The following is a 21,372-nucleotide window of genomic DNA, read 5'->3' on the forward strand; positions in this document are numbered from 1 at the left end:
AGAGACTTTTGCCATGAAAAAACAGGTCGTGTTGTACAAGAAACTTTCGCCCGCGCTGATGGCGCGTCTGCAAGAACAGTGCGAAGTGACGCTGATCAATAGCCTCGACGCCGACGGCCTCATGCAACTGCGCGATGCCCTGCCCCGTGCCCACGGCTTGCTCGGCGCCAGCCTGAAGCTCGATGCCGCGCTGCTCGATCTGGCGCCGCAACTCGAAGCCATCGCCAGCGTCTCAGTCGGCGTCGATAACTACGACATCGATTACCTGAGTCAGCGCAAGGTCTTGCTGAGCAACACCCCGGACGTGCTCACCGAAACCACCGCAGACACCGGTTTCGCCCTGATCCTCGCCGCCGCGCGGCGTGTGGTCGAACTGGCGAACATGGTGCGCAGCGGCCAATGGAACCGCAATATCGGCCCGGCACATTTTGGCACCGATGTGCATGGCAAGACGCTGGGCATCATCGGCATGGGCCGCATCGGCGAAGCATTGGCGCAGCGCGGGCATTTCGGGTTTGGAATGCCGGTGATCTATCACAGCCAGTCGCGCAAACCGGCGGTCGAGGCGCGTTTCGATGCGCACTATCGCAGCCTTGAAGACTTGCTCAAGCAGGCCGATTTCATTTGCCTGACCTTGCCGCTGACGGCGCAGACCGAAGGCTTGATCGGCGCCGAGCAGTTCGCGCTGATGCGCCCGGAAAGCATCTTCATCAATATCTCGCGGGGCAAGGTGGTCGATGAGGCGGCGATGATCGATGCGCTGCGTCATCAGTGGATTCGGGCGGCGGGACTGGATGTGTTTGAGCGTGAGCCGTTGCAGCATGACTCGCCGTTGTTGCAGCTCAATAATGTGGTGGCGACTCCACACATGGGTTCGGCGACGCATGAGACGCGCGAGGCGATGGCGCGCTGTGCGGTGGAGAATCTGTTGACGGCGTTGAGTGGGGAGAAACCGGCGAATCTGGTGAATCCATTGGCTTGGCAGGGCTGAGATTTTATTGCCTGTTAAATAGCTATCGCGAGCAGGCTCACTCCTACAAGGGTCCGGGTGAACACTGAATTTGTGTACACCTCAAATCATTGTAGGAGTGAGCCTGCTCGCGATGAGGCCAGTAACGGCGCTGCAAAACCATCAGGCACTGCGCGCTTGTAACAACTGCGCCGCACACAACGCAATCCGTGCACAAGCATCCGCCAGTTTCACCCGATCCAACACCAAACCAATCCTGATATGCCCCGCCGCACTCGGCCCGAACGCCTCACCGGCGAGGACTGAAACCCCATAGCCCTCCAGCAACTGCTCGGCAAACGCCTGAGCGCCCAAACCGGTTTGGCGCACATCGACCATCACAAACATGCCGCCGTCGGGGCGAATCGGGTACAGCCCCGGACAACCATTCAAACGCTCGCAGACCAGATCCCGGCGCAGGCGATATTCCTCGCGCATCTGCGTCACTTCCGGCAGGTCTGACTGCAACGCAATCTCTGCGGCCTTCTGCACAAAGTCCGGCAGGCCGAACAACATGCTCAGCGACAAATTGACCAAATGCTCGGCCAGCGATTTCGGCCCGATCATCCAGCCAATGCGCCAGCCGGTCATGGCGTGGGATTTCGACAGGCTGTTGATCGTCGCAGTGCGCTCAGCCATGCCCGGCAGACTCGCCGGACTGACGTGCTGCCCCTCGTACAGCAAGTCGCTGTAGACCTCGTCGCTGATCAGCCACAAGTCATGCCGTACGCATAACGCCGCCAGCTCCTGCCAGATCAGCAGTGACAGACTCGCGCCGCTGGGATTGTTCGGACTGTTCAACAGCATGGCGCGGGTTTTCGGCGTAATGCGCGCAGCGACATCGAGCGGGTCGACGCGAAAGCCGTTTTCCGGGCGCACCGGCACCGGCACCACCGTCGCGCCGCAAGCGCCAAACACGCCTTCGTAGGTGACATACATCGGTTCGGCAACAATCACTTCATCGCCCGGATCCAGCAAGCATTGCGCCACTGAATACACCGCGCATTGCGCGCCGGGCATGACGATCACATGGTCAGCATCGACTGTTTGACCGCTGCGCCGACGATGGCGTTCGGCAATCAGCGTGCGCAGTGCCAAACGGCCACGCACATCGGAATAATGGGTATCGCCGGCCAACAAGCTGTCGATCGCGCCGTGGACAATCGGCAGAGGCGTGTCGAAATCCGGATCGCCGATGCTCAGCAGCAGGATATCGACACCCTCGGCGCGCAACTCCAGCGCTCGGTCGTGAATCTGCCAGGCAGCGGCTCCCTCCCCGGCGATTCGTTGGGTCAAGGCTGAATAGCGCATGTACGTCTCCTGATTGCGCGGTCTCCAGCCTTCACCGTATCTCAAATCACGAAACGCGCCAGCCGTTTTGTCCGCAAGATGGGTTTGAAGAAAAACTTCGTACTGTGCTCGATTTCCGGTCGGATGCCTACCTGTCAGAGTTGACAGTAGACCAATTTCAAGAACACCCCCTTAATTAGCCTGCGGAAACATTTGCAGGTCTTTCTTATCGAAACAACGGAGCGTTAAACAATGACAAATCTTAATAAAGCAATTCTCGAACTGGCCCCACCGGAAATCCCCGCCGCGTTAGTAAACTTCCCTGGCAGTCAAATTAACTTGTTGCCATTGAGTGCGTTGGCAGCCCCCTTGCAAACATTGATTGAGAAATGGCCGGATTCAGATCATCCACCAGGCGTACCCGTAACGTTGACGCTGTTATTAAACGGGATCGGAGTGGCAGATTTTGCTTTCATGACGCCTATTTACCCTGGGCTTTTCCCGTTTGAAGCCCATATCCCCGAGCAATACCTGCAACAGGAAGGCGTACACAAGGTTTCATACATAGTGAATACAGGAGGGAATCCAGCGACGTCAGCGAACACGCCTTTTACGATCGATAAAACAGCTCCAAATTTCGGCAATCCTGGAGAAATCGTACAGTTTCCGCCAGAGATCATCCGTGACGGGATTACACAGAAGTATCTAGACGAGCACGGTGATGAAGTTTTGGGAATCATTCCCGTCTATCTGCAGCAACGAGCCTGCGACAGTATCGAATGTCACTATGGCTCACTTACGAATAGTCCTGTCATCATTACAACGGTGCATGACTCGAACTCACCTACTGTTATTAAACTGAGTGGCGAGATTATCCGTGCGCATGGCTCCGGCGATAAACTTGTTTTTTACAGGCTTGCAGATCTTGCAGAAAATAAAGGACCGTTCTCAGCTTACGAAAGTATTAAAGTAAACCTTTCTTGAAACAGCGATTTGTCAAAACGGGCTGAAGCAATAACCTGTTTCAGCCCACTTCAGGCAATTCCATTTTTCTCAAATCACAAAACGCGCCACCATCGCATTCAAATCCACCGCCAGACGCGACAGTTCGTGGGTTGCGGCGCTGGTCTGGTTAGCCCCGGCGGCCGATTGCGTGGCCAGATCGCGGATGTTGACGAGGTTGCGGTCGACCTCGCGCGAGACTTGCGCCTGTTCTTCCGAGGCGCTGGCAATCACCAGGTTGCGCTCGTTGATCTGATGGATCGACTGGGTGATCTGCTCCAGCGCCACGCCGGCCGCGCGGGCCATTTCCAGGGTGGTCTGGGTGCGCTGGTTGCTTTGCTGCATCGACGAAACCGCTTCGCCGGTGCCGTTCTGGATACCGGCGACCATTTTTTCGATTTCCTGAGTCGACTGCGCGGTGCGATGGGCCAGTGCTCGGACCTCGTCCGCCACAACCGCGAAACCCCGCCCCGCCTCACCGGCGCGTGCGGCTTCAATGGCCGCGTTGAGTGCCAGCAGGTTGGTCTGTTCGGCAATGGCGCGGATCACGTCGAGGACTTTGCCGATGTCGCGGCCCTGCGCGGCGAGGCCTTCGATCATGTGCGCGGTGTTCTGCACGTCGTGGGTCATGGTCTGGATCGCGTCGACGGTTTTCACCACTTGATCACGACCTTCGCGGGCGGCGTGGGTCGACTGGTTCGAGGCTTCGGAGGTCGACACGGCGTTGCGCGCGACTTCTTCGACGGCGGCGGTCATCTCGTTGACGGCGGTGGCGGCTTGTTCGATTTCATTGTTCTGCTGCTGCAGGCCACGGGAGGCTTCTTCGGTCACCGCGCTGAGTTCTTCGGCAGCAGCGCCCAGTTGCGTGGCGGAACCGGCAATCTGCTCGATGGTTTTGCGCAGGTTGGTTTGCATGGTAGCGAGCGCCTGCAGCAACTGCGTCGCTTCATCCTTGCCATCGATTTCGATGACTTTGGTGAGGTTGCCGTCAGCAATGGTTTGCGCGGCCTGCACCGCACGGTTCAGCGGCGTGACGATGCTGCGCGTCAGCAGCCAGGCCAGCAACACGGTGGCCAGCGCTGCAAATACCGACACGATGATAATGCCGGTAATCGCGCTGTCGTAATGTTCGCCGGCCTGACTGGAAGCGGCTTTCGCGTCAGCCGCGTTGATCGCAATGAGTTTGTTGAGCTGCTCGCCCATCTGATCGGTGCCGTCCTTGATTCGCGTGTTGATCAGAGTGCGCATTTCATCGACTTTGTCCTGGCGCGACAGGTCCATCATCAGATTTTGCGCTTGCAAGTAGTTGTCGAGCGTCGTCGCGAAAGCCTGATACAAGGCACGCTCATCGGCCTCTGCAGGCAGCGCGGCATAACTCGCCTGAGCACCGCGTACCTTGTCCACCAGCACGCCAATGCGTGTTTGCGCCTCTTGCAGACCCGCAGGGTCGCGGTTGACCAGAATCCGGAACGACAGAATCCGCAGGCGCAGAACGTTTTCCGTTACCACGCCAAGGTACGTCACGCTGGGCAGTTGGTTGGTATCCATGTCTATGGAGGCCTGACGGATGGTGGTCATGCGATTGACGGCGAACACGCCGAGAACGATCACCAGCAAGGCGATAAAGGCAAAACCGAGGAAGGCACGGGGCGCGATATTGAGGTTACGCAGGGACATAGTTGAGCTCTCGAAAGATAGAAACTACGAGCGTCCATGCGTCATCACTGGCCCGTGGGGGCGGGCTCAGTAAGGCGTCACTGTTTTAGGAAGTTATGTGCGCGCCTGTTAGCTGTATCGGCCAGGCTTTAGGAAGATTGCGGGTCAAGCGCAATTATTTTTCAGGGTGTTACAAGATTGAAACACCCTGTGGACCTGTTTCACACGTTGTGTTTCGCCATCTGCCAGACGCGGGCAATGTCGGTCGCGCGTTCGCGCAACAAACGTGGTGCTTCGGCGCAGGCCTGCTCCAGCGTCATCGGCCCGCTGGTCACGGCGAATGCCGCATCGATGCCGTGATCGTAGAGTGCCTGGTAACCCTCGCCCAAGGTGCCGGCGATGACAATCACCGGCACATCGTGTTGCTTGGCAATCCGCGCGACGCCGAACGGCGTCTTGCCGCGCAAGGTCTGGGCATCGAATCGCCCTTCCCCGGTGATTACCAGGTCGGCGCCTTTAACGGCTTCGGCGAGGCCGACCAGTTCGGCAACCACTTCAACCCCGGCTTGAAATTGTGCTCCAAGGAATGCCTTGGCCGCGAACCCCAAACCACCCGCCGCGCCGCTGCCCGGTTCGTCACGAACGTCTTTGCCCAACGCTCGCGCGCAGAGTTCGGCGAAGTGCCCCAACGCCTGATCGAGTTGCTGCACCTGCGCCGGCGAGGCGCCTTTTTGCGGACCGAAAATCGCCGAGGCACCGTGCGGGCCGCACAGCGGGTTGTTCACATCAGCAGCGATATCGAAGCGCACCTGCGCCAGACGCGGGTCGAGTTCACTCAGGTCCAGCTGCGCCAATTGCGCCAACGCCAGACCGCCGGGCACCAGCGATTGATGCTGCGCATCGAGCAACTTCACGCCCAACGCCTGCATCGCTCCGGCGCCACCATCGTTGGTCGCACTGCCGCCAATCGCCAGAATGACCCGTTGCGCGCCGGCATCCAGCGCTGCGCGAATCAATTCACCGGTACCGAAGGTGCTGCTGATGCAGGCATCGCGTTGGCTGAGCGGCACCAATTGCAGGCCGCTGGCCTCGGCCATTTCGATGATTGCCGTGTGGTTGTGTGGCAACCAGCCCCACGCCGCGTCGACCGACGCGCCCAACGGGCCACGCACACGAGTGCGGCGAAGTTCGCCTTCGCACGCGGCGAGGATCGACTCGACCGTGCCTTCCCCGCCGTCAGCCATCGGGCATTTGACCATCGTTGCCTGCGGCCACACCTGAGCGAGGCCGAGGGCAATGGCTTCGGCGACGCCTTGGGCACTCAGGCTGTCCTTGAACGAGTCGGGGGCGATGACGATCTTCATGGGAATTCTCCGGTTGCAATGCCCTTCATGCTGCCAGTCGGCCTGCGTATTGACGCCTGTCCGCTGCACAAGTGGCGGGGGCGTTTATTGTTCATTTTCACAAAAGGCTCTGCGGTGAATGTACCGCCGCCATCGCGAGCAGGCTCACTCCTACAGGGGAATGCATTCCAAATGTAGGAGTGAGCCTGCTCGCGATGGCGTCTTTGAAGGCGCCCAATCAATTCGGATCAGTCTGCGGCAGCAACTGCACCCCCAGATACAGCGCCAACATCCCATCCAGCCTGAGCGGATCAACCCCACTCAACTCGGCAATCCGCTCCATCCGATACCGCAAACTGTTGCGATGAATCCCCAACGCATCGGCACACGCCTGACTCTGGCCATCGTGCTCGCACCAACTGCGCAACGTCGCCAGCAACTGCCCGTTGGCGTCCTTGGCGATCACTTTGCGCAAGGGTTTGAGCAATTCGTCCAGTGCGTCGTCATTGCGGTGCCGCCACAACATCACCGGCAACCGATAGCGGTTCAACGTCAGCAGCCGTGAGTTCGGCAACACTTCCCGACCATAGGCGAGCAAATCACCGACGCGCCGATAACAACGGCGCAACCCCACCAGTCCATCGGCCTGCCCGCCCACGGCGATGCGCAGAATCTTCCAGCCCAGGCCATCGAGTTTTTCCAGCAGGCGATCATGCTCGACCTGCTGACTCGCCGGCCGACACCAGAGCAGTGACGACTTCGCCGAACTCACGCACCAGCTATCGGGATAACGCGAGATCAGCCAGGCACTCAGCGCCTCGACGGTTTGCCCCGGCCCATGTTCAAGTCCCAGCTCAAACAGATACGGCACCCGCGTCAATTGCGGTTTAAGCCCAAGTTGCTGCGCCTCATCGACCAGTCGCGGCGAGTCCCCTGCCTCGCTCAACAACAATGCCAGCAAGTCATCACAACGCTGGCGCCGCCATTGCTGCTCGGCTTGCTGGTTGCGCTGGCCGACGAGCATTTCGGCGGTCATGCGCACCAGTTCGGCATACGTGCGCAGTTGCTCCGGTTCGCCGGTAATGCCGAGCACACCGATCAAGCGCTGATCGAGCAACAGCGGCAGGTTGATCCCCGGTTGCACGCCTTTCAAATGCACAGCGGTCTGCGCGTCGATCTCCACCACGCGCCCATTGGCCAACACCAGTTGCGCACCTTCGTGACGGGTATTGATGCGCTCCGGTTCACCGCTGCCGAGGATCAGCCCTTGGCTGTCCATGACGTTGACGTTGTAGGGCAAAATGGCCATGGCCCGGTCGACGATGTCCTGGGCGAGGTCGTGATCGAGTTCAAACATGATGGGCAAGATCCTTGAATAACGCGGCGGTCGGTTGTTCACCCGCACAGGGTCTGGCGGCAAACCCTGTGCTCAGGCACAAAGACAATCCGGCCAAAGGTGACCGAGACTCTCGGGGCGATCAACGTTACCCTTTGCATCGCAAAAAATCATAATAAAGAGAGAGCCGCTATGTCGCAGAGCGCCGCAGCTACCCAGACCATCGATGACGATAAAAACGCCGTCTACAAACGCATCACCCTGCGTTTGATCCCCTTCATTTTCATCTGCTACTTGTTCAACTACCTCGACCGGGTCAACGTTGGATTTGCCAAACTGCAGATGCTCGATGCACTGAAATTCAGCGAAACCGTGTACGGCCTCGGTGCCGGTATCTTCTTCATCGGCTACGTGCTGTGCGGCGTGCCGAGCAACCTGGCCCTGACCAGATTCGGCCCACGGCGCTGGATCGCCGTGATGATGATCACCTGGGGTACGTTGTCGACCTGCCTGCTGTTCGTCACCACCCCGACCGAGTTCTACACTCTGCGGCTGTTTACCGGTGCGGCTGAAGCCGGGTTCTTCCCGGGCGTTGTTTTGTACCTCTCGCAGTGGTTTCCTACTTTCCGCCGTGGGCGGATCATGGCGTTGTTCATGTCGGCGATCCCGGTGTCCGGATTGCTCGGCAGCCCGTTCTCTGGCTGGATTCTCAATCACTTCGCCGCAGGGCAAGGTGGTTTGGCCGGCTGGCAGTGGATGTTCCTTCTGCAGGGTATTCCGACGGTGATCCTCGGCGCCCTTGCCTATTTCCTCCTGAGCGACAGCTTCGCCAACGCCAAATGGCTGAGCCCGCATGAGCGTGCGGTGCTTGAGGCGGATCAGGCTGAAGACCTGGCGAACAAGCCGAAGACCACCTCCGACTCGCTGCTGGCGGTGTTCAAGAACCCGGCAATCTGGGCGTTTGGCTTGATCTACTTCTGCATCCAGAGCGGCGTGTACGCGATCAACTTCTGGTTGCCGTCGATCATCAAGAACCTTGGCTTCAGCGATAACCTGGTGATCGGCTGGCTGAGTGCGATTCCATATCTGCTGGCGGCGGTGTTCATGCTGATGGTCGGGCGTTCGGCGGACTTGCGCAAGGAACGTCGCTGGCATTTGGTGGTACCGATGCTGATGGGCGCGATCGGTCTGGTGATCGCGGTGAATTTCGCGGCTAACCCGGCGATTGCGATTCTCGGTTTGACCATTGCCACCATGGGCGCGTTGACGGGTCTGCCGATGTTCTGGCCGGTGCCGACGGCGATGTTGAGCGCGGGGGCTGCGGCCGGTGGGCTGGCGTTGATCAACTCGATGGGGCAGATGGCTGGGTTCCTTAGCCCGTACCTGGTGGGTTGGGTCAAGGACAGCACGGGGTCGACGGATGCGGCGTTGTATCTGCTGGCGGGGGTGATTGTCGGCGGGAGTTTGCTGGCGTTGCGCATGACGCGGACGTTGCGGGTTTGAGTTTTTGATGCACAGGAGAACGGCCCTTTTCAGGGTCGTTTTTTATTGGGGTTCGGCTTGGAGTTTGTGGCGTCCTGTAGATTTTTTCCCCCTCACCCCAGCCCTCTCCCCCAAGGGGGCGAGGGGGAAAGGGAGCCGATTGCGGTGCTTTTCAAGATTTGAGTTCGACTCGGGAGAAGGGAACCGATTTTGGTGTTCTTCAAGACTTGAGCTCGACTCGGTATTGCACGTCGGTGTTGCTCGCTCAAACACCTCGGTCGGTCCCCTCTCTCTCAATGACGGCTTGGGGAAAGGGAGCAGATTTGGGTGCTTTTCAAGACTTGAGCTCGACTCGGTATTGCACGTCGGCGTATCTCTTTCAAACAACTCGGTCGGTCCCCTCTCCCTCCGGGAGAGGGTTAGGGTGAGGGCTGTGTTTAGCCAATAATTCACTTTGCCGCATTGCACGCTTCTGGTATTTGATTAACCCTTTCCCACCGACAAAAGGATTTCGGCATGAGCTTCCGTACACTCGGTCACTCGGGCTTGCAGGTGTCCACCCTCACCCTCGGCACGATGATGTTTGGCGAGCAGACCAGCGCAGATGATTCGCTGCGCATCATCAATAAGGCCTGGGATCAGGGCATCAATTTCATCGACACCGCCGACGTCTACACCAACGGCCGCTCCGAAGAGATCGTCGGTGAAGCGATTGCCCGCCATCGGCATGAATGGGTGCTGGCGACCAAGGTCGGTTTCGGCCCGGTGGACGGTGTGCCGAATCGCAGCGGTTTGAGCCGCAAACATATCTTCAATGGCATCGATGCCAGCCTGACCCGGCTCGGTACTGACTATCTCGACATCTATTACCTGCACCGCGAAGACCACAACACGCCGCTTGAAGTGAGCGTGTCGGCGATTGGCGATCTGATTCGTCAGGGCAAGATTCGCTACTGGGGCTTGTCGAACTATCGCGGCTGGCGGATTGCCGAGGTGATTCGCATCGCCGACAACCTTGGCGTTGATCGCCCGGTGATCAGTCAGCCGTTGTACAACATCGTCAACCGTCAGGCCGAGACCGAACAGATTACGGCGGCGCAAACCTATGGCCTTGGCGTGGTGCCTTACAGTCCGCTGGCCCGTGGCGTACTCAGCGGCAAGTACGCGCCGGACGCGACACCGGACGCCAACAGCCGCGCCGGGCGTCAGGACAAGCGCATTCTGGAAACCGAATGGCGCGTGGAATCGCTGCGCATTGCCCAGCAGATTCAGCAGTACACCGAGCAGCGCGGCGTCGGGATAGTTGAGTTTGCGATTGCCTGGGTGTTGAACAACGGCGCGGTAACGTCAGCGATTGTCGGGCCGCGCACTGAGGCGCAATGGGATGCGTACAGCAAAGCGCAGGCGGTGAAGATCACGGCGGAGGATGAAGCGTTTATCGACTCGCTGGTGACACCGGGGCATTCATCGACACCGGGGTTCAATGATGTAAGCCATTTTGTGTCTGGGCGTAAACCGCGTTCGGCTTGAGATCCCTGCCCTCACCCTAGCCCTCTCCCAGAGGGAGAGGGAACCGATTGGGGAATATTGAGGCTACGCTTTTGCCTGAAACTTTCGTTGTGAATCCATAATCGACTCGATATTTCACGTCGCTGAATATCGTGAAGCATCCCAGGTCAGTCCCCTCTCCCTCAGGGCGGTCCGACGTTTCGGGAGGGTTAGGGTGAGGGGCTTGTGTGGGGAATATTGATCACTCGGCCAATATTCAGCACAAAAACCACGTATCCTTCGCGCCCCGTTTGACCATCAACCCGCGAGGACAGTTTGTCTAAAGGTATCGCTCTATCGGTTTCAGCCTCGGTGCTGTTTGCCGTCATGTATTACTACACTTCGCTGCTCACGCCGTTGAGTGGCGTAGAGATTTTCGGCTGGCGGATGCTGCTGACCGTGCCGTGCATGACCGTGTTCATGCTGGTGTCCGGAGAATGGCGGCGGGTGCTGGAGTTGATTCGCGTGGTTGCGGCAAAGCCAAAACTGATCGCCGGGCTGCTCGTCTCGGCCGCCCTGCTCGGTGTGCAGCTATGGTTGTTCATGTGGGCGCCGCTCAACGGCTACAGCCTCGACGTCTCCCTGGGCTATTTCCTGCTGCCGCTGGCGATGGTGCTGACCGGGCGGATTGCCTACGGCGAGAGCCTGTCGTACCTGCAAAAGGTTGCGGTGTTCTTCGCCACTTTGGGGGTGTTGAACGAGCTGTATCAGGTTGGCGGATTTTCCTGGGCGACACTGGTGGTCGTGGTTGGCTACCCGTTGTACTTCGTGCTGCGCAAATACCTGAAGACTGACAATCTGGGCGGCTTGTGGGTCGACATGACGCTGATGCTGCCCGTCGCCTGGTGGTTTGTGCAGGGTGGCGAGCAAGGTTTCGGCGTGTTCGATCAGTACCCGGGGTTGCTGTGGCTGATTCCGTTGCTCGGCCTGATCAGTGCGTCGGCGTTGGTGGTGTACATCATTGCCAGCCGTTTGCTGCCGTTCAGTCTGTTTGGCTTGTTGAGTTATGTTGAGCCGGTGTTGCTGCTCGGTGTGGCGTTGTTGCTCGGTGAGAGCATCAAGTCCGGGGAGTGGCTGACGTATATTCCGATCTGGCTGGCGGTTGTGGTGCTGGTCTTCGAAGGCTTCAAGCACCTGATGCGGCAACGCCGCCCTTGACTGCAACTACGAAAATGTGGGAGCGAGCCTGCTCGCGAATGCGGTCTTTCATTCAACATCGTTGCTGATTGAACGGACGTATTCGCGAGCAGGCTCGCTCCCACAGGTTTTGTATGAAGCAAAAAAAATCCCGGCTCTGCATCTCTGCAGGCCGGGATTTTTTCATTTCAGTGGCCGATTACTCGGTAGCGAGCACGCCACGGCGCACCTGATCGCGCTCGATCGACTCGAACAGTGCCTTGAAGTTACCTTCACCGAAACCATCATCGCCTTTGCGCTGGATGAATTCGAAGAACACCGGGCCCATCAGGGTTTCCGAGAAGATCTGCAGCAGCAGACGCTTGTCGCCCTGCTCCGAGGCGCCGTCGAGCAGGATGCCGCGCGATTGCAGCTGATCAACTGGCTCGCCGTGGTTCGGCAGACGGCCTTCGAGCATTTCGTAGTAGGTGTCTGGCGGCGCGGTCATGAAGCGCATGCCGATCTTCTTCAGTTGATCCCAGGTCTTGATCAGGTCGTCGGTGAGGAACGCGACGTGCTGGATGCCCTCGCCGTTGAACTGCATCAGGAACTCTTCGATCTGGCCCGCGCCTTTGGACGACTCTTCGTTCAACGGGATGCGGATCATGCCGTCCGGTGCGGTCATCGCTTTCGAGGTCAGGCCGGTGTATTCGCCCTTGATATCGAAGTAACGGATCTCGCGGAAGTTGAACAGCTTCTCGTAGAAGTTCGCCCAGTAGGCCATGCGACCGCGATACACGTTGTGCGTCAGGTGGTCGATGATCTTCAGGCCGGCACCGACCGGATTGCGATCAACGCCTTCGATAAACACGAAGTCGATGTCGTAGATCGAGCTGCCTTCGCCGAAACGGTCGATCAGGTACAGCGGCGCGCCGCCAATGCCTTTGATCGCCGGCAGGTTCAGCTCCATCGGGCCGGTTTCGATGTGGATCGGCTGGGCGCCGAGTTCCAGTGCGCGGTTGTAGGCTTTTTGCGAATCCTTGACGCGGAACGCCATACCGCACACGGACGGGCCGTGCTCGGCAGCGAAGTACGAAGCAACGCTGTTCGGTTCGTTGTTGAGGATCAGGTTGATCGCGCCCTGACGATACAGGTGCACGTTCTTCGAGCGGTGGGTGGCGACTTTGGTGAAGCCCATGATCTCGAAGATCGGCTCCAGGGTGCCCGGCACCGGCGATGCGAGCTCGATGAATTCAAAGCCCATCAGGCCCATTGGGTTTTCGTATAAATCTGCCATGGTGGCGCCTCATCATTTCTTATCAATTAACCAGGGTTATTTGTCAGTCATGTGAGGTCGGTGGGTGGCGCGCAGGAGATGCCACGCACACTGCGGGCGAGGAAGTCACCGTAGATCAGTTGAAACCCGAATATCTTCATTGTCGACCCAAGGCTCTTGCGGGCGAGGCTTCTGCTGCCAGAAGACGATTATTATTGTATGCGTAACCCGATTCTACACAGCGTAAATAGGCTTGTCTGCCCTCCCTATAAAATCCGCTTTTTTGCGCCCGCTGCAAGGGGTTTGTTGCACAGGTAGATGCCGCCCAGGATCAGCGCACCGCCCAAGCACATGGTCGGCGTCAGTTGCTCGCCCAGCAGCAGCGCGCCAAGGATGACTGCCGTCAACGGGTTCAAAGCGATAAACACGCCGCTACGCGTCGCGCCGATTTTACGAATGCCATCGTAATAGCCGATGTAGGCCAGCGCCGAGCCGAGGACGCCGAGGTAGATCAGGCTCAGCCATTGCGGCAGGCCGAGGTTATCCAGCGCCTGCCAGCTCAGCTCGCCGCGTACGGCCGCCAGAATCCACAACATCAGCGTGCCGATCAGGATCGAGTACGTCACGGTCTGCACCGGCCCCAGTGTTTGATTCAATTCACGGGAAAACAACGAGTAAACACCCCAACCCAACACACAGCCGAGAATCAACAGATCACCGATCCATGCATCCGGCGTTGCAGCCAGTAATTGCGGATTGCGACTGACAATTACCAGACCGGCGCCGGCAATACAGGTGGCGATACCGGCGGTTTTCATCCGGCCCAGGCGTTCCTTGAACAACCACCATGAGGCCAAGCCGATCACCGCCGGATTTAACGCGACGATCAACGAGGCGCGCGAGGCGTTGATGTAGTGCAGACCGTAAAAGAAGCACAGGTTGTAGAAGAAAATTCCGAAGAACCCCAACAGCAGCAGTTGCAGCCACTGCCGTGGGCTCGGCCGCACCAAGGGGATCCGCGCCAGCCACAAAAAGCCGAGCAACGCCGCACTGGCGAGCAGGAAGCGCAGGCTGGCGGCGAACATCGGACTCAGGCTGCCGGCCAGGAAACGTCCGGCGACAAAGGTCCCGCCCCAGATCATGGTCACCACCGCCAGTGTCAGGTAAACGGGGATATCCGACGATGTTGTATACAGCTGCTCGACGTTGCGCATAACGCTCCAGACCTAAGAACTTGAGGATTGCCGTATCATTCACCTCATTCCCCATCATCGTAAAATGAGCAAACACTCATGACCCTCACGCAACTGGAGATTTTCTCGCTGGTCGCCGAACTGCGCGGTTTCACCCTCGCGGCCCATCGGCTGGGGATTTCGCAGTCAGCGGTATCCCACGCAATGAAGTCGCTGGAGCAGGAACTGGGTGTTGAACTGCTGCGTCGACATCAGTCGCCAGTGGAACTCAGCGATATCGGCGAGCAATTGTTGCTGCGCGCCCGCGCCATGCTCGGTCTGGCCAACACTTTGCGCCAGGAGGCCGCCGATGCTCGCGGGATGAAAAGCGGCACCTTGCGCATCGGCTCGTTCGGGCCAACTTCGTCGATAAAACTGTTGCCCAATATCCTGCGACGCTATCGAGAAGCGCATCCGGGCATCGAAGTGCACATTGATGAAGGCCCGGACCGGCAAGTGACTCAATGGCTGGAGGAGCGGCGGATCGACATCGGTTTTGTGGTGTTGCCCGAAGAGCGCTTCGACACGTTTGCCTTGCTCGAAGATCAGATGGTTGCCCTGCTCCCTGTCAGCCATCCGCTGGCAGCACGGTCGGCGTTGAGCCTCAAGGACTTGTGCGACACCCCGTTCGTGCTGACCGAGGCCGGTTCTGCGGAACTGGTGTCGCGACTGTTCATGGCCGCGCGCTTGCAACCGAACATTCGCTATCGCTGCTCGCAACTGCTCAGCACTCTCGACACGGTCAGCCGTGGCGATGCCATCACGATTGTTGCCGAAGGGTCTTTGCCGGAGGAAGCCACGCCTCGCTACGTGAAGAAGCCGTTGTTGCCCGCCGTGCTGCGTCAGATTGGACTTGCCGTCCTCGATCAGCGTCAGGCGTCACCCGCGACTCTGGCCTTTATCGAGTTGGCAACGCGAATGAAGCACTGATGAGCGGCGCAAGCGCCTTCGGCCATCTATCCTCCCCTCTGGCTGATCGGTTTTCAGCGGCGCGCCGTTTCCGGCCTGCATTCGAGAGCCCCACTCCACCGCGACAGGATGCGCTCATGCCGTTGACCGTCAGACCCCGCCGCAAGCGCAGCACCCGCATCGTATTTACACTGCTCTGCGGTTTACTTCCGGTGCTGCTGGGCAGCGCGATTCTCTATATGCAGGCCGAACGCACGCTGGAACAGGGTTCACAACAGACTGCCGAAGAGGCATTGCGCCAGTTCGAATTGATGCTCGACAACACCGCCCAGGCAGCCCGTGAATTACTGCCACTGGCCGGCCAGACGTGTGAGAACGTCAAACTCGCTTTACGCGAACAAGTAACCCGCCGCCCGTTCGTGCGCTCGACCAATCTGGTGTGGGACGACAATCTCTATTGCAGCTCGTTGTTTGGCGACTATAAAGAAGCCGTCAACGCGGGCGACTACAACCAGGGCAAGTTGTGGCTGATGAATGGCAATCCGGTGACACCCAACACCGCTCTGCTGGTCTATCGGCTCAGCGAGGGTCGCGGCGGCGCCCTGACAACACTCGACGGCTATCATCTAAGCAACATGTTGCGTCTGATCGGCCGGCACATGTTGCTGGTGCTGCAAGTGGGCGACAACTGGCTGTCGGCCGACGGCAAAGTACACACCGGCGCCCTCCCCGCGTTGCCGATAGCACAACACACACTGGATTCTTCGCGTTATGCGTTCAGCGTTTCTGCAGGGTTTCCCGAGGGCGAAATCTGGCGCTACATGGCCGATGAATACCCGCCGCTGTTCAGTCTGTTGATCTTTTTTGGCGTGGTGTCGGGTGCCATCGGCCATGCCTTGCAAAAGCGCTCTACGTCTCCGAGCCACGAGATGCTTCGGGCGCTCGAGGCAGGCGAGTTCATTCCTTACTTTCAGCCCGTGGTGCATGGCGACAGTAAGGCATGGTCGGGGGCCGAAGTGTTGATGCGCTGGGCTCATCCCAAAGAAGGTCTGGTGCGCCCGGACCTGTTTATTCCGTTCGCCGAGCATTCGGGGTTGATCGTGCCGATGACTCGCGCACTGATGCAACAAACCGCAGCGCTGCTGGGGCCGCTGTCCTCAACGTTTACCCCGCCGTTTCATATCGGCATCAATATCACCGCGAGCCATTGCAAGGACCTGGAACTGGTGGAGGACTGCCGAACGTTTCTCGCCGCGTTCGCGCCCGACAGCATCAGCCTGGTGTTGGAGCTGACCGAGCGCGAATTGATCGAGCCGACCGACATTACCCGGAAACTGTTCGAGCAACTGCACGCGCTGGGCGTGAAGATCGCGATTGACGACTTCGGTACCGGCCACTCTAGCCTCGGCTACTTGCGCAAATTCAATGTGGATTTCCTCAAGATCGATCAGAGTTTTGTCGCCATGATCGGCATCGATGCGCTGTCCCGACACATTCTCGATACCATTATCGAACTGTCGGCCAAGCTTGATTTGGGTATTGTTGCCGAAGGTGTCGAAACCCAGGCGCAAGCCGATTATCTGACCGCACATCATGTCAACTTTCTGCAAGGCTACCTGTTCGGCAAACCGATGCCGGCGGCGGACTTCATCAGCGCATTAACTCACCATTAACTAAGTCGGATTAAGACGAGCGTACCGACCAGACGCACCAAATTGATACAAAAGACCGCGGTTGTTACATGAAGACAACATCAGGATTTACTCTTGGCGCATTAACTACTACAATTTTTTCAACCTGAGCAAGATTGGCAGGTGAGCCATTTATCACCGAGTCGCTTCAAGGCTCTTGGCTTACAGCTTTGTTTGCGGTTGGTATCAGCCAAATACACTATTGGAGTAAAGATATTGTCCAGACTCGCTGAATTTCGTGCAGCTGAAAAGGCCCTTCAGGAACAGCTCAAGCAGCTGGAATCGCTGAAGAACGATGCCGGGCTCAAGAAAGAAATCGAATTCGAAGAAAAGCTCCAGGGGCTGATGAAACACTACGGCAAAGGCCTGAAAGACATCATCGCCATTCTCGATCCGAACCCGGCAAAATCCGGTCTGCAGACCTCTGCAGCGCCTAAAACCCGCCGCGCTCGTGTGGTCAAGGTTTATCACAACCCGCACACCGGTGAACTGATCGAAACCAAGGGCGGCAACCACCGTGGCCTGAAAGCCTGGAAGGAACAATACGGTGCAGCCACCGTTGATTCCTGGTTGCGCGGTTAATCCGACGCCAAAAAAAAGCCCTGCATGATGCAGGGCTTTTTTATTGACAATATCTAACAAATGAAATGAATTTCATCTAACAATTTTCGACTTTTCTGTAACGTTGCTGAGTCAGCCCGCTAAACATTTTGCTGCGCAATGTTGCGATCGCAGCCCTGCGTTAAACTTTATGCTTAATCCCTTCGGGTATCTAATCAAGCCATGAAGAGTACAGCGACTTAAAGTTTCAAGCTGTTTCTCACCGCCACTATCTCGTCTGCGCTCGCCTTATAAACCTCTGCCTGCCCAGCGTAGGAAAGAACATAAGCCCTGTTCGCCTCGACCGCCGCCACCAAGGTTTGCGACAACACATGTCGACCGTTTTCGGTGATCGTGCAAGTGGTTTCCAGTGCTGACAAAGTACCCAGCGTGGCCGGATGCACTTTGTTGCAGACACTTTGGTAGCCGGTCTGGAAGAAATCCTTCTGTATCGACTTGCGCATTTCCAGCAGCACACCTTGCAGATTGACCTGATGACCTTCCTCAACCTGAGTCATGGTCAATTCCATCACCATCACCTGATTGCCATCGGCGTCGTTCTTGACCGCCCGCTGACGGGAAACCTGTGGAGATGACTCAGGCAGCGCCTCGACTTGCCAACCGACCGGCCAGGTGATGCTCGGCTCGTCCGCTGACGCGCACACCGCCACAAGCGACAATAAAGAAAAAACAAACATGGATTTGAACAGTCGGATCATTGCCGGACGCACTCGCAGATTGAGCAGTAAAGTCTGAGGCTCGCCCGCACGCAGGGCAAGTCTGCCCTTTCATTTGGCGATGCCGACAGGCATGCGTATCATTGCGCCCATTCACTCGCCCATAGTTATTGGAGGGCCCATGAGCCTGCACGAACTCAACACTTTCCCCGGCGTTACCGCTACGCCAGACAGCGCAACCCGAAACTTCGTTTTCAACCACACCATGTTGCGTGTCAAAGACATCAGCAAATCCCTGGACTTCTACACCCGCGTGCTGGGTTTCTCGCTGGTTGAAAAGCGTGACTTCGCCGAGGCCGAGTTCAGCCTGTACTTCCTCGCACTGGTCGACAAGGCACAGATCCCGGCCGACGCCGCTGCGCGCACCGAGTGGATGAAGTCGATTCCAGGCATCCTCGAACTGACCCATAACCATGGCACCGAGAACGACGCCGATTTCGCCTATCACAACGGCAATACCGATCCGCGTGGTTTTGGCCATATCTGCATTTCGGTTCCGGATATCGTGGCAGCATGCGCACGCTTTGAAGAGCTGGGTTGCGACTTTCAGAAACGCCTGACCGATGGTCGTATGAAAAGCCTGGCCTTCATCAAGGATCCGGATGGTTACTGGGTCGAGATCATTCAGCCGGCGCCGCTGTAAAAGCTGAAAAGCCCCTCACCCTAACCCTCTCCCAGAGGGAGAGGGGACTGAGTGGGGGATATTGGAGAACTACGCCGACCTGAACGATTGGCGTTGAATCCAAAATCGATCAGGTCTTACAGATCGACACCCCACTTCGGACGTCTTGATCGGCGCCTTCTCCCTCTCCTGTAGGGAGAGGGGACTGATTGGGGGATATTGGAGAACTACGCCGACCTGAACGATTGGCGTTGAATCCAAAATCGATCAGGTCTTACAGATCGACACCCCACTTCGGACATCTCGATCGGCTCCCTCTCCCTCTCCTGGAGGGAGAGGGAGCTGATTGGGGGATATTGGAGAACTACGCCGACCTGAACGATTGGCGTTGAATCCAAAATCGATCAGGTCTTACAGATCGACACCCCACTTCGGACATCTTGATCGGCTCCCTCTCCCTCTCCCTCTCCCTCTCCCTCTCCTGTAGGGAGAGGGAGCTGATTGGGGGATATTGGAGAATTACGCCGACTTGAACGATTGGCATTGAACCCATAATCGATCAGGTCTTACAGATCGACACCCCACTTCGGACATCTCGATCGGCTCCCTCTCCCTCTCCCTCTCCCTCTCCCTCTCCTGGAGGGAGAGGGAGCTGATTGGGTGGTATTGCGGAGGCTCATCGACTGAACGATTGGCATTGAATCCATAATCGACTGGATCGTTCAGGTCGACGGACAGCGCCAGACACCTCGGTCGGCTCCCTCTCCTTCGGGAGAGGGCTGGGGTGAGGGGCCGCTTTTTGCGCGCAATAAAAAAAACCCGTGATCGCTCACGGGTTTTTTCATTTCTGGCGTGGCAGTTATGCCGGAGCCGAAGTGCGGATCAAGTGATCAAATGCACTCAAAGAAGCCTTGGCACCCTCGCCCACCGCAATCACGATCTGCTTGTACGGCACAGTCGTCACGTCACCGGCAGCGAAGATCCCCGGGATCGATGTTTCACCACGGTTGTCGACAATGATCTCGCCACGTGGCGACAGCTCGATAGTGCCCTTCAGCCAGTCGGTGTTCGGCAGCAAACCGATCTGCACGAAGATCCCCTCCAGCTCGACAGTGCGCAGCTCGTCACTTGTGCGATCCTTGTAACGCAGGCCGTTGACCTTCTCGCCATTACCAGTGACTTCAGTGGTTTGCGCACTGGTGATCACGGTGACGTTCGGCAGGCTGTGCAGCTTGCGTTGCAATACGGCGTCGGCGCGCAACTGTACGTCGAACTCCAGCAGCGTTACGTGCGACACAATCCCTGCCAGGTCGATGGCTGCTTCAACGCCGGAGTTACCGCCGCCAATCACCGCGACACGCTTGCCTTTGAACAGCGGACCGTCGCAGTGCGGGCAGTACGCCACGCCTTTGTTACGGTATTCCTGCTCGCCCGGCACGTTCATTTCACGCCAGCGCGCACCGGTCGCCAGGATCACGCTTCTGGCTTTGAGGGTCGCGCCGCTGGCGAAGCGAACTTCGTGCAGCTCGCCGTTTTTGCCCGGGATCAGCTTATCGGCGCGTTGCAGGTTCATGATGTCGACGTCGTACTGCTTGACGTGTTCTTCCAGCGCTGTGGCCAGTTTCGGCCCTTCGGTTTCCTGTACGGAAATGAAGTTCTCGATGGCCATGGTGTCGAGCACCTGCCCGCCGAAACGCTCAGCCGCAACACCGGTGCGAATGCCTTTACGTGCAGCGTAAATCGCTGCCGAAGCACCGGCCGGGCCACCGCCGACGACGAGTACATCAAAAGTCTCTTTGGCGCTGATTTTCTCGGCCTGACGCTCGATCGCGCCAGTGTCGAGTTTGGCCAGAATCTCTTCCAGGCCCATGCGGCCCTGACCGAAGTTCTCACCGTTCAAATAGATGCTCGGCACGGCCATGATCTTGCGATCGTTGACTTCGTCCTGGAACAACGCGCCGTCGATGGCGACGTGGCGAATGTTCGGGTTGAGCACGGCCATCAGGTTCAGCGCCTGAACCACGTCCGGGCAGTTCTGGCAGGACAGCGAGAAGTACGTCTCGAAGCTGAACTGGCCTTTGAGCGAGCGGATCTGCTCGATCACTTCAACACTGGCTTTGGATGGGTGGCCGCCGACTTGCAGCAAGGCCAACACCAGCGAAGTGAATTCGTGGCCCATCGGGATGCCGGCGAAACGCAGACTGATGTCGGCGCCCGGGCGGTTGATCGAGAACGATGGCTTACGAGCATCGTCACCGCTGTCGATCAAAGTAATTTGGCTCGAAAGACTGGCAACGTCTTTCAGCAGTTCGAGCATTTCACGGGATTTCGCACCGTCGTCGAGGGAGGCAACGATCTCGATCGGCTGGGTGACCCGTTCCAGGTACGATTTCAACTGGGCTTTAAGATTGGCGTCCAACATACGGGCGATTTCCTTTATTTGAGGCGAAAAAAAGCCCGAGCGAATCTCGCCCGGGCATTTTTATTGGGCGGTGCAGCGTACTTAAGAAGGTGCGGCGTACC

17 protein-coding genes are annotated in these 21,372 nt (G+C 58.0%); 9 read left to right on the forward strand and 8 right to left on the reverse strand.

The annotated features are described in order from the left end of the window. The first annotated feature begins 13 nt into the window (after nucleotides 1-13). Nucleotides 14-991: a D-glycerate dehydrogenase gene (locus KBP52_RS04490; protein ID WP_212622187.1), complete on the forward strand. Its 978-nt coding sequence runs from the start codon at nucleotides 14-16 to the stop codon at nucleotides 989-991. A gap of 141 nt (nucleotides 992-1,132) precedes the next feature. On the opposite strand, the gene KBP52_RS04495 is transcribed toward KBP52_RS04490, so the two are convergent. Further along, nucleotides 1,133-2,320 carry an aminotransferase class I/II-fold pyridoxal phosphate-dependent enzyme gene (locus KBP52_RS04495; RefSeq protein WP_212622188.1) on the reverse strand — a complete coding sequence of 396 codons (1,188 nt, stop codon included), beginning with the start codon at nucleotides 2,318-2,320 and terminating at the stop codon, nucleotides 1,133-1,135. A 231-nt stretch (nucleotides 2,321-2,551) separates the two neighbouring features. Between KBP52_RS04495 and KBP52_RS04500 the strand changes: the two genes are divergently transcribed. Beyond that, on the forward strand, nucleotides 2,552-3,283 hold the full coding sequence (locus tag KBP52_RS04500; protein WP_212622189.1) for a hypothetical protein: 732 nt from the start codon (nucleotides 2,552-2,554) through the stop codon (nucleotides 3,281-3,283). Between the two features lie 69 nt (nucleotides 3,284-3,352). Here KBP52_RS04500 and KBP52_RS04505 read toward each other — a convergent pair whose 3' ends face one another. The 3 genes from KBP52_RS04505 to KBP52_RS04515 all read right to left on the reverse strand — a co-directional run bounded on the left by KBP52_RS04505 (nucleotide 3,353) and on the right by KBP52_RS04515 (nucleotide 7,657). Next, nucleotides 3,353-4,978 carry a methyl-accepting chemotaxis protein gene (locus KBP52_RS04505; RefSeq protein WP_212622190.1) on the reverse strand — a complete coding sequence of 542 codons (1,626 nt, stop codon included), beginning with the start codon at nucleotides 4,976-4,978 and terminating at the stop codon, nucleotides 3,353-3,355. A gap of 200 nt (nucleotides 4,979-5,178) precedes the next feature. Continuing rightward, nucleotides 5,179-6,321, reverse strand: a complete 1,143-nt coding sequence (locus tag KBP52_RS04510) for a glycerate kinase (RefSeq protein ID WP_116028975.1) — start codon at nucleotides 6,319-6,321, stop codon at nucleotides 5,179-5,181. A gap of 217 nt (nucleotides 6,322-6,538) precedes the next feature. After that, nucleotides 6,539-7,657 carry a sugar diacid recognition domain-containing protein gene (locus tag KBP52_RS04515; protein WP_212622191.1) on the reverse strand — a complete coding sequence of 373 codons (1,119 nt, stop codon included), beginning with the start codon at nucleotides 7,655-7,657 and terminating at the stop codon, nucleotides 6,539-6,541. Between the two features lie 171 nt (nucleotides 7,658-7,828). Here KBP52_RS04515 and KBP52_RS04520 point away from each other — a divergent pair, with 171 nt between their 5' ends. From KBP52_RS04520 to rarD, 3 genes are all read left to right on the forward strand, one after another. After that, nucleotides 7,829-9,139: an MFS transporter gene (locus KBP52_RS04520; protein WP_116028976.1), complete on the forward strand. Its 1,311-nt coding sequence runs from the start codon at nucleotides 7,829-7,831 to the stop codon at nucleotides 9,137-9,139. 495 nt (nucleotides 9,140-9,634) lie between these two features. After that, the gene (locus KBP52_RS04525) at nucleotides 9,635-10,648 is read left to right on the forward strand and encodes an aldo/keto reductase (protein ID WP_123595583.1); all 1,014 of its coding nucleotides are present in this window, start codon (nucleotides 9,635-9,637) and stop codon (nucleotides 10,646-10,648) included. A 294-nt stretch (nucleotides 10,649-10,942) separates the two neighbouring features. Next, nucleotides 10,943-11,824 (forward strand): EamA family transporter RarD, encoded by an 882-nt coding sequence (gene rarD / locus KBP52_RS04530; RefSeq protein WP_077573089.1) that lies wholly within the window; start codon nucleotides 10,943-10,945, stop codon nucleotides 11,822-11,824. 178 nt (nucleotides 11,825-12,002) lie between these two features. On the opposite strand, the gene hppD is transcribed toward rarD, so the two are convergent. Together hppD and KBP52_RS04540 are read right to left on the reverse strand one after the other, a co-directional pair. Then, a complete protein-coding gene (hppD, locus tag KBP52_RS04535; RefSeq protein WP_007912211.1) occupies nucleotides 12,003-13,079 on the reverse strand; it encodes a 4-hydroxyphenylpyruvate dioxygenase in 1,077 nt (358 codons plus the stop codon). Between the two features lie 245 nt (nucleotides 13,080-13,324). Beyond that, nucleotides 13,325-14,272 (reverse strand): EamA family transporter, encoded by a 948-nt coding sequence (locus KBP52_RS04540; RefSeq protein ID WP_116028979.1) that lies wholly within the window; start codon nucleotides 14,270-14,272, stop codon nucleotides 13,325-13,327. A 78-nt stretch (nucleotides 14,273-14,350) separates the two neighbouring features. Between KBP52_RS04540 and KBP52_RS04545 the strand changes: the two genes are divergently transcribed. From KBP52_RS04545 to KBP52_RS04555, 3 genes are all read left to right on the forward strand, one after another. Continuing rightward, a complete protein-coding gene (locus KBP52_RS04545; RefSeq protein ID WP_077573091.1) occupies nucleotides 14,351-15,220 on the forward strand; it encodes a LysR family transcriptional regulator in 870 nt (289 codons plus the stop codon). Nucleotides 15,221-15,336: 116 nt separating this feature from the next. After that, on the forward strand, nucleotides 15,337-16,872 hold the full coding sequence (locus KBP52_RS04550; RefSeq protein ID WP_212622192.1) for a cyclic diguanylate phosphodiesterase: 1,536 nt from the start codon (nucleotides 15,337-15,339) through the stop codon (nucleotides 16,870-16,872). 234 nt (nucleotides 16,873-17,106) lie between these two features. Beyond that, a complete protein-coding gene (locus KBP52_RS04555) occupies nucleotides 17,107-17,472 on the forward strand; it encodes a histone-like nucleoid-structuring protein, MvaT/MvaU family (protein ID WP_077573093.1) in 366 nt (121 codons plus the stop codon). Between the two features lie 218 nt (nucleotides 17,473-17,690). Here KBP52_RS04555 and KBP52_RS04560 read toward each other — a convergent pair whose 3' ends face one another. After that, nucleotides 17,691-18,209, reverse strand: a complete 519-nt coding sequence (locus KBP52_RS04560; protein WP_212622193.1) for a DUF4946 domain-containing protein — start codon at nucleotides 18,207-18,209, stop codon at nucleotides 17,691-17,693. Nucleotides 18,210-18,348: 139 nt separating this feature from the next. On the opposite strand from KBP52_RS04560, the gene gloA reads away from it, so the two are divergent. After that, the gene (gloA, locus tag KBP52_RS04565; RefSeq protein WP_102901879.1) at nucleotides 18,349-18,870 is read left to right on the forward strand and encodes a lactoylglutathione lyase; all 522 of its coding nucleotides are present in this window, start codon (nucleotides 18,349-18,351) and stop codon (nucleotides 18,868-18,870) included. 838 nt (nucleotides 18,871-19,708) lie between these two features. On the opposite strand, the gene ahpF is transcribed toward gloA, so the two are convergent. Next, nucleotides 19,709-21,271 carry an alkyl hydroperoxide reductase subunit F gene (gene ahpF / locus KBP52_RS04570; RefSeq protein ID WP_137217864.1) on the reverse strand — a complete coding sequence of 521 codons (1,563 nt, stop codon included), beginning with the start codon at nucleotides 21,269-21,271 and terminating at the stop codon, nucleotides 19,709-19,711. Nucleotides 21,272-21,372 lie beyond the last annotated feature (101 nt).

This window comes from Pseudomonas sp. SCA2728.1_7, from assembly GCF_018138145.1.
Classification (GTDB): domain Bacteria; phylum Pseudomonadota; class Gammaproteobacteria; order Pseudomonadales; family Pseudomonadaceae; genus Aquipseudomonas; species Aquipseudomonas koreensis_A.

Bases quoted from the DNA above. Each gene is read 5' to 3' on its own strand.
- KBP52_RS04560 (WP_212622193.1), bottom strand. From the start codon at position 18,209: ATGATCCGACTGTTCAAATCCATGTTTGTTTTTTCTTTATTGTCGCTT.
- KBP52_RS04545 (WP_077573091.1), top strand. From the start codon at position 14,351: ATGACCCTCACGCAACTGGAGATTTTCTCGCTGGTCGCCGAACTGCGC.
- KBP52_RS04510 (WP_116028975.1), bottom strand. From the start codon at position 6,321: ATGAAGATCGTCATCGCCCCCGACTCGTTCAAGGACAGCCTGAGTGCC.
- KBP52_RS04490 (WP_212622187.1), top strand. From the start codon at position 14: ATGAAAAAACAGGTCGTGTTGTACAAGAAACTTTCGCCCGCGCTGATG.
- KBP52_RS04495 (WP_212622188.1), bottom strand. From the start codon at position 2,320: ATGCGCTATTCAGCCTTGACCCAACGAATCGCCGGGGAGGGAGCCGCT.
- KBP52_RS04540 (WP_116028979.1), bottom strand. From the start codon at position 14,272: ATGCGCAACGTCGAGCAGCTGTATACAACATCGTCGGATATCCCCGTT.
- KBP52_RS04505 (WP_212622190.1), bottom strand. From the start codon at position 4,978: ATGTCCCTGCGTAACCTCAATATCGCGCCCCGTGCCTTCCTCGGTTTT.
- ahpF (WP_137217864.1), bottom strand. From the start codon at position 21,271: ATGTTGGACGCCAATCTTAAAGCCCAGTTGAAATCGTACCTGGAACGG.
- hppD (WP_007912211.1), bottom strand. From the start codon at position 13,079: ATGGCAGATTTATACGAAAACCCAATGGGCCTGATGGGCTTTGAATTC.
- KBP52_RS04515 (WP_212622191.1), bottom strand. From the start codon at position 7,657: ATGTTTGAACTCGATCACGACCTCGCCCAGGACATCGTCGACCGGGCC.
- KBP52_RS04520 (WP_116028976.1), top strand. From the start codon at position 7,829: ATGTCGCAGAGCGCCGCAGCTACCCAGACCATCGATGACGATAAAAAC.
- gloA (WP_102901879.1), top strand. From the start codon at position 18,349: ATGAGCCTGCACGAACTCAACACTTTCCCCGGCGTTACCGCTACGCCA.
- KBP52_RS04525 (WP_123595583.1), top strand. From the start codon at position 9,635: ATGAGCTTCCGTACACTCGGTCACTCGGGCTTGCAGGTGTCCACCCTC.
- KBP52_RS04500 (WP_212622189.1), top strand. From the start codon at position 2,552: ATGACAAATCTTAATAAAGCAATTCTCGAACTGGCCCCACCGGAAATC.
- KBP52_RS04550 (WP_212622192.1), top strand. From the start codon at position 15,337: ATGCCGTTGACCGTCAGACCCCGCCGCAAGCGCAGCACCCGCATCGTA.